Origin of the sequence: Pseudofulvimonas gallinarii, from assembly GCF_004343305.1 — a bacterium.
Classification (GTDB): Bacteria; Pseudomonadota; Gammaproteobacteria; order Xanthomonadales; family UBA2363; genus Pseudofulvimonas; species Pseudofulvimonas gallinarii.
This window is the reverse complement of record NZ_SMAF01000041.1, coordinates 1-6,951: the sequence shown is the minus strand read 5'-3', so window position 1 is coordinate 6,951 and position 6,951 is coordinate 1. Positions and strand designations below refer to the sequence as shown.

Annotated in this window: 5 protein-coding genes; all 5 read right to left on the bottom strand. The window is 65.5% G+C overall.

Features of this window, described 5'->3' with window-relative positions:
- Nucleotides 1–190 (bottom strand): FG-GAP repeat protein (locus tag EDC25_RS14930; RefSeq protein WP_207905721.1); only part of this gene is annotated, 190 nt, incomplete at its 3' end.
- Nucleotides 191–301: 111 nt separating this feature from the next.
- A complete protein-coding gene (trhO, locus tag EDC25_RS14300; RefSeq protein WP_123520606.1) occupies nucleotides 302–1,222 on the bottom strand; it encodes an oxygen-dependent tRNA uridine(34) hydroxylase TrhO in 921 nt (306 codons plus the stop codon).
- A gap of 289 nt (nucleotides 1,223–1,511) precedes the next feature.
- Nucleotides 1,512–4,253, bottom strand: a complete 2,742-nt coding sequence (locus EDC25_RS14295; protein ID WP_132577755.1) for a serine/threonine-protein kinase — start codon at nucleotides 4,251–4,253, stop codon at nucleotides 1,512–1,514.
- A gap of 113 nt (nucleotides 4,254–4,366) precedes the next feature.
- Entirely contained in the window at nucleotides 4,367–5,917 is a 1,551-nt protein-coding gene (locus EDC25_RS14290; protein ID WP_123520608.1) for a hypothetical protein, read from the bottom strand.
- 211 nt (nucleotides 5,918–6,128) lie between these two features.
- Nucleotides 6,129–6,701 carry an ECF-type sigma factor gene (locus EDC25_RS14285; RefSeq protein WP_164483839.1) on the bottom strand — a complete coding sequence of 191 codons (573 nt, stop codon included), beginning with the start codon at nucleotides 6,699–6,701 and terminating at the stop codon, nucleotides 6,129–6,131.
- Nucleotides 6,702–6,951: the final 250 nt, after the last annotated feature.

Genomic DNA, 6,951 nt, shown 5'->3' with positions numbered 1-6,951 from the left:
CGAATACGTAGGCCGCGCCGGTATCCGCTCCGCCGTCGTCCTCGCCATACGCCCCGACCAGCACGGTGTCGCCGTCGAGCGCCACCGACAGACCGCGCGGGCCGGCGGTGAGGCTGTTCTGGTTGTCCGGCACGGGCGCGCCGAAATCGGTGGTGAGATAAGTGGGTTTGGTGTCGCTGGGCTTGCTCATGGCGGGCGTCCTGCGTTGAAGGGAGTCCAGCCTAAGCGATGCGTCGTATCAATGGAAAATTGATTGTTTGGCTTGATTCAATAGTTATTGACTATCAAAGAGCAAGCCGCGTTACGGCTTCCTCGCTCCGACATGGCGCTGCCCACGTTTTTCCGCCAGTGCCACCTGGCGCTGGCGCTCGGCCAGACTGGCGCGGCGTTGCGCATCGAGCGTGTGGTGGCAGCGCGGGCAGCAGATGCCTTCCTCGTACAACGGCGAGGCGCGGTCTTCCGCGCCGAGCGGATGGCGGCAGGACCGGCACAGCGTGTGACTGCCCGGCGCAAGGCCATGACCGACCGCGACGCGCTCGTCGAACACGAAGCACTCGCCCTGCCAGCGGTTTTCCTGTGCCGACACGGTTTCCAGGTATTTCAGGATGCCGCCCTTGAGGTGATACACCTCATCGAAACCGCGCGAGCGCAGCAGCGCGGTGGATTTCTCGCAGCGGATGCCGCCGGTGCAGAACATCGCCACCTTTTTGCCGCGCAGTTCCGGGTGGCGTTCGAGCCATTCGGGCAGCTCGCTGAAGCTGCGCGTGGCCGGGTTTACCGCATCGGGGAAGCTGCCGATGGCCACTTCGTAATCGTTGCGGGTGTCCACCAGCACCACGTCCGGGTCGTCGATCAGGGCGTTCCAGTCGGCAGGATCGACGTACTGTCCGGCCTGCGTGGCCGGATCCAGGCCGGGCACGCCGAGCGTGACGATCTCGCGCTTGAGCCGCACCTTCATGCGATGGAACGGCGCGCGTGCGGCGGGCGATTCCTTGTGTTCCAGCGCGGCCAGACGCGGGTCGGCGCGCAGGAAATCCAGCACGGCGCGCACGTCGTCGGGCGTGCCTGCAATGGTGCCGTTGACGCCTTCGGCGGCCAGCAGGATGGTGCCGGAGACGTGGCGTGCTTCGCACAGCGCCAGCAGCGGGGCGCGCTTCTCGGCGTAATCGGGCAGGGTGGCGAAGCGGTAGAACGCGGCGGCGATGGTGGAGGCGGTTTTCATGGACGCGGATTCTACCGTCTTGCAGCGAAATCCCCATTCTGCGCGGCTTTCCCTTCTCCCCTTGGGGTGAACAGGGCTTTCGAGCGGCGCAGCCGCGAGCCTGCGAACGCCAGTCGACATGCAAGTCGGCTGGCAGGGTGGGTGCCCGGCAGAGCCTGCCCCGGACTCGATCCGGGGGCGGATGAGGGTACGAGCGAAGCGCGGCAACGAAATCTTGCGGCAAGGTTGGGTTGTCGCGCTTCGTCCGTACCCTCACCCCAACCCCTCTCCCGATGGGAGAGGGGCTTGATCAAGGCAATTGGTCTGCCATCTCCCGCAACGCCTGCACGAAAAAATGCCGATCGCCCAGCCGTGCGCGGCTGGCGGGGAGCGCCTGGCGCGCATGTTCGCGTGCCTGTTGGATACGGCCTGCGGCGTGCAGCGATTGCGCCTGCCAGAGCGCGAAGCGCACCTCGTCGCGGTTTTCGCGCAGTTGCCAGTGCACCGAGATCGGCCGGGTGCGGGCGCTGGCGAGTTCGGTGTCGGCCTGGGCGAAGGCGATGGCGGCGGCGTCCGGCTCGCTGCCATCTGCGAGCAGTACGGCCTGCGCTGCGGCGAGCAGGGCGGCGGCGTGGCCGGTGGATGAAGGGGCGTGCGTCAGCCAGTCGTGGGCCTGATGCCAGCTTGCCCATGCCTCGTCGCCTCGCCCGGCGCGGCACAGCGCCACGGCGCGCAGGGTTTGCGGGTAGATCGCATCGAGTCCGGGCCTGGCGTTGCCTGCGTGCGACTGCACGGCCTGCGAATACGCTTCGGCGGCAGCGTCGAAGCGGTCTTGAACCATCGCCAGTTCGCCGCGCATCAGGTAAAGGCCGCTGTCGAGCCGTCCGGGATTGAGGGCTTCGCTGTACTCCAGTCCGCCTTCGATCATGGCGTGCGCGTGTGCCGCATCGCCCAGATCGAAGGCGTGGGAGGCGTGGGTATGGGCGTAATAGCCGGCCAGACGGCGGTCGGGATAGCGTTGCAGGATGTCGCGCGTGCTGGCGTACAGAGTTTCGGCCGCCTCGAAATCGCCGAACAGCGCACGTCGCAGCGCGGCCATGTTCTGCACGTAGGCGCGCATGCGCGGATAGCGGTCATCGACGGCGGCCAGCGTGCGTTCGGCCCGTTCGCGCCCGCGTTCGCCCTGTCGCAGGGTGGTCAGGGCGCCGGCCAGCAGCACTTCGGCACCTTGCCGGCGCGGGTCGCTGGCCGGCAGCAGATCGTCCATCGCGGCCACGGCATCTTCCAGAATCGCAAGCGCGCGCACCGGCTGGCCTGCGTCCATCGTCATGGTGCCGACATGCGCGGCAGCATCGGCAAAGAGCAGGTCGCGCCTGCCGGGGAAGGTTTCCACCGCCGGGGCCAGATGCGCGATGAGGCGGTCGCGGTCGTCAGGGCGCGCCGCATGGCCGAACAGGTGTGCGTAGAGGGTCAGCGCTGCCAGCCCGGCGGGTGTGCGTGCGCGCCGCCAGTCCGGTGTGGTGCCAAGTTCGGCCTGCGCCAGTTCGAGGCCGCGATCGACGGCGTTGAGATCGCGATGCAGGGCCAGCAGCACGGCCAGCATTTCGGTGCGCAGTTCGCTGCCCGGCGGCAGTTCGCGCAGGCGCTCGCTGCCGCGTTGCAGCAGGTCGGCGACGGCGATGCGGTCGTCGGCATCGCGCACTTCGGTCTCGCGCAGCAGATCGAGCACGTAGTCCTTCATCGCCGTGGCCGATTGCGCCTCCTGCTGCGCGATGCGCGCCTGCCAGAGCACGGCGGCGATGCCCGCCAACAGGCTCGCCAGCGCGAGCGCGGCCATCGCCACGCCGGCGCGATGGCGGCGCACGAACTTGCCCGCGCGATAACGCAGCGTGTTGCCGGTGGCCTGCACCGGCCTGCCTGCGAGCCAGCGTTGCAGATCGTCGGCCAGCGCGGCGGCGGCGGTGTAGCGGCGCTCGGGTTCCTTGGCCAGCGTCTTTTCCAGAATCTGCGAAAGATCGCCGCGCACGGTGCGGCGGTACGCGGTGGCGTGGGTGGAACGCGCCGCCAGTCGCTGTGCTTCGGCTTGCCCGGCATCCTCGCTGGCGCTGCTGCGTGCAATCGCTGCGGTCAGCGTCTGCGGCGAAAGCTCGCGCACCTGCTGTCCGGCGCGCAGCACGTCGCCGCGATCCAGCGCGATGGGCGGCACGCCGGCCACCAGGGTGTAGAGCACCGCGCCGAGCGCATAGATGTCCGCACCCACGCCCACGGCTTGCCCGGCGAATTGCTCGGGCGCGGCGTATTCGGGCGTCATCGCGTAGCCGTGGCCGCTGCGGGTCAGGGTGAGGCCGTGTTCTTCCTCGCCGAGCAGCCTTGCGATGCCGAAATCCAGCAGCCGCACGGCGCCGTTGTCATCGATCAGGATGTTGTCCGGCTTCAGATCGCGGTGTACCACCAGTTGCGCGTGCGCGTACTGCACCGCCGCGCACACGTCCAGAAACAGCCGCACGCGGGCGGCGATGGTGAGGCGCTCTTCGTCGCACCATGCGGCGATGTTGCGTCCGCGCACGAACTCCAGCGCGAACCACGGGCGACCACCCTCCGTCACGCCGCCGTCGATGAAACGCGCCAGATGCGGGTGATCCAGCCGTGCCAGAATCCGCCGCTCGCGCAGGAAACGCACCTGCACATCGTCGAAATCGAACCCGCGCCGGATCAGCTTCAGCGCGACTTCCTGTTGAAAGTCCGCACCTTCGCGCTCGCCCCGATACACCACGCCCATGCCGCCGCGCCCAATGCGCTCGATCACGCGGAACGGGCCGAGAAGCGTGCCGATCAGGCGTTCGGTGGCGGCTTCGTCGGGTTTACTGCGGGGAAGCGCCGCGCCATCGTCGGAAATCTCCTCCAGCCGCGCCAGCAGCCGGCGCACCCGTTCGGCGAGTGCGGTGTCGTTGCCGCACTGTTGCGCGATCAGTGCCTCGCGCTCACCTGCTGGATAGTCGAGTGCGAGGCGAGCGAGGGACAGTGCGCGGCGTTCGCGTTCGAGGATATCCAATGCTGCGGTCCGGTGAGGGGAGAGACGGTGCTTCGTATCGTATGGTGCACGTCATTGCGAGGCACGATTCGCCCCGCAACAACCGCATGGGGATCAGTACCATGCGTTCGGAGCTACTCGAATCCGTTGGCGAAAATCTCAGGCCCGGCTTCCATGATTCGCAGCGTCGTGTAGCGCCTCTTGCCCGCCAGCCATGGCATCGCGGCGTAGTTTTCCGGGTAGCGCGCGTCGCCGGTTACGGTGAAAGTGCCATTGCCTGAAGCTACGATGTCCTTGAAGCCTGTGTGCCGGGTGCGATCTCCCACCGAGTTGCGCTCCGGGTAATACACCAGCGGCACATCGGGACGTTGTGCGCTGGTTGCAGGCGAGATCAGGGCTCCGGTGGCCGCATTGAGCACGGTGACGAAGCCATCCGTGATGCTTTCCGCTCCGGCCTGGGTGCGGTAGCCATGCCCTGCGACAGCCAGCTTGCCATCTTGAAGCGCGACGGCGAAGGGGATGTCGGTTGGCTGGAGGTGCGAGAAGGGAGGTGTGTTGCAGAATCCCGCTTCTTCATCGCTGCCGCCGAAGTGGCGTGTCCAGGTGGGATAGGTGGGGGCGGCTACGAAGGTGCTAAATCTGCTGACTGCCACTCCGTTTTTGCACGCGCGATCGGCTTCGGCCACCATGAAGAGATCGTCTTGGTCAACCACCAGCGCGCGACCACGGGTGTTGAACGGCCCGACTCGGAAAGTGCCTATCTCCTCTACAGATAGGTTGCCAGGTCTGATGTTGAGCTGAACAACATAGGACATGACATCTGGGTTATCAATGCGCGTTCCTGTGATGAAAACTTCGGGGATCACGGGGATGCCGTTTTCGACGCGGTAAGAACCCAGTGCGATATCGGAAGCCGTGCAATGAATGCTTAACGGGCAAGCACCGATGGAAGGCTTGATTGTGTTTTCGCTCCACGAGTGCAGTATGCCTGTCGTGGTTCCGACGCTGTAGCGCTTGAACGCGATGTGTTCCACCGCTCCTGGCTTCCTGCTCCCGATATAGAGGAGTTCGACGGAGCTTGAGGGAGTGTCGGGGTTGACGGTATAGGCCGCCAGTGCGCTGCCCCAGACGGTGCGTGCACTGGCCGGGGCTGAATCAACAATAAATCCGTTACTGAAACTTCCATCGGTGCCGAACACGTAGATCACTGCATCGAACCTGTTCAGGATCGGGCCGCTGTTGGTATTGGCCAGAACGAATATCTGGTTGCCGTGGACCACCATGTCCCGTACTTCGACGACATAGTAGTCAGTCAAGGGGTTGGGGATGATGACGTAGCGGTTGTTGGCACCGCCACCGTATCCATTGCTGCCAGGGTTGCTCCAGGCCACATACTGGCCTTCGTCGTTGTAGCGCACCAGCCCGATGGTCGTGGTGCCGACGGTTCCGCTGCGTGCCGGCACCTCGCCGGCGACGATCACATCACCATTGTCCAGCCGCACCATCTTGCGACCGATGTAGTTTTCAGCCACAAGACCAAGGCCGAAATTTTCGAGGAGATGCAGGCCGTTGTTGCGTGAAGGATCGGGAACATATTCGCCCGCCGTTGCGTGTTTTGCCCCGAACAGGGCAAGGCAGGCGGCGAAGGCGGCCCGGAGCCAGGAATGTTTCAGTGTGCGTGTCATGTCGGATGCCCTGTGAAAGGAAGTGATGGCGCTGCGCGAAGCGGGTTTGCGCGGGCGTCACAGGGGGTATGAGAAACAGCACGAAAGCCCGACATTGATATTTATTTTTCGTTCATCTTTTTGGCGCACGGTCGGCTCCCTTCCCGGATCAAGTCCGGGGCAGGCTCTTTGCGAGCGAAGGGGGCAAGGCCCCTTGGGCCGGTGCGCAGGGTCAGGCGTCGAAGCGGTCGCGCAGCCAGGCCTGGGCCAGCAGCCAGTCGCGTTGCACGGTACGTTCGCTGGTGTCCAGCGCGTGCGCGATCTCGGCCACGTTCAGGCCGATGAAATAGCGCAGTTCCACGACCCGCGCCATGCGCGTGTCGAAGCGTTCAAGATCGGTGAGCGCAGCATCCAGATCGACGATGTCGCTGTCGTCGGGAATCGGCAGCGACATGCTTTGGGCGAACTCGTCGCGCAACCAACCGCCGCCATGTTTTTCGCTGGCGGCGACGCGGGCGCGGTTGACCAGATGCTGGCGCATCATCTGCGCTGCGGCGTTGAGCAGGTGGGCGGTGCTGGAAAAGTCCGTGAGGCGACGATCAAGCAGGCGCAGCAACACGTCGTTCACCAGCGCAGTGGTTTGCAGCGTGTCGTGGCCTTCGTGCCGGCGTAGTTGCCCGGCGGCGATACGTCGCAGGTCGGCGTAGACCTGCGGCAGCAGGCGTTCGAGTGCGGTGCGGTCGCCGTCATGCCAGCGCCGCAGCAGCACGGTGACGTTGTCCTCGGGTTTTGTCTCGGAGCACATGGGTTCGGACATTAGTGCTGGGATGTTGCAGCGGGCAAGGCGTCAGGTTGCCGGTCTGCGCCCGGGCTTGAGACGCACGTAGAGCTGCTTGCGTACCTTCGCCACGACTTCGCCGCTGGCGGTTTTCACGTCCACGTCGAACCAGCGCAGCACCTGCGTATAGGAAGTTCAAACGCCCTTTTCGGGCAGTCTGCTGGGTAGGCGGCGGTCGCGCAAGCCCCGTTTTGGGCACGGATCGGACGTCTGTGAG

Excerpts from the sequence above, each read along its gene's own strand:
- EDC25_RS14285 (WP_164483839.1), bottom strand. The coding sequence starts at position 6,701 with ATGTGCTCCGAGACAAAACCCGAGGACAACGTCACCGTGCTGCTGCGG.
- trhO (WP_123520606.1), bottom strand. The coding sequence starts at position 1,222 with ATGAAAACCGCCTCCACCATCGCCGCCGCGTTCTACCGCTTCGCCACC.
- EDC25_RS14290 (WP_123520608.1), bottom strand. The coding sequence starts at position 5,917 with ATGACACGCACACTGAAACATTCCTGGCTCCGGGCCGCCTTCGCCGCC.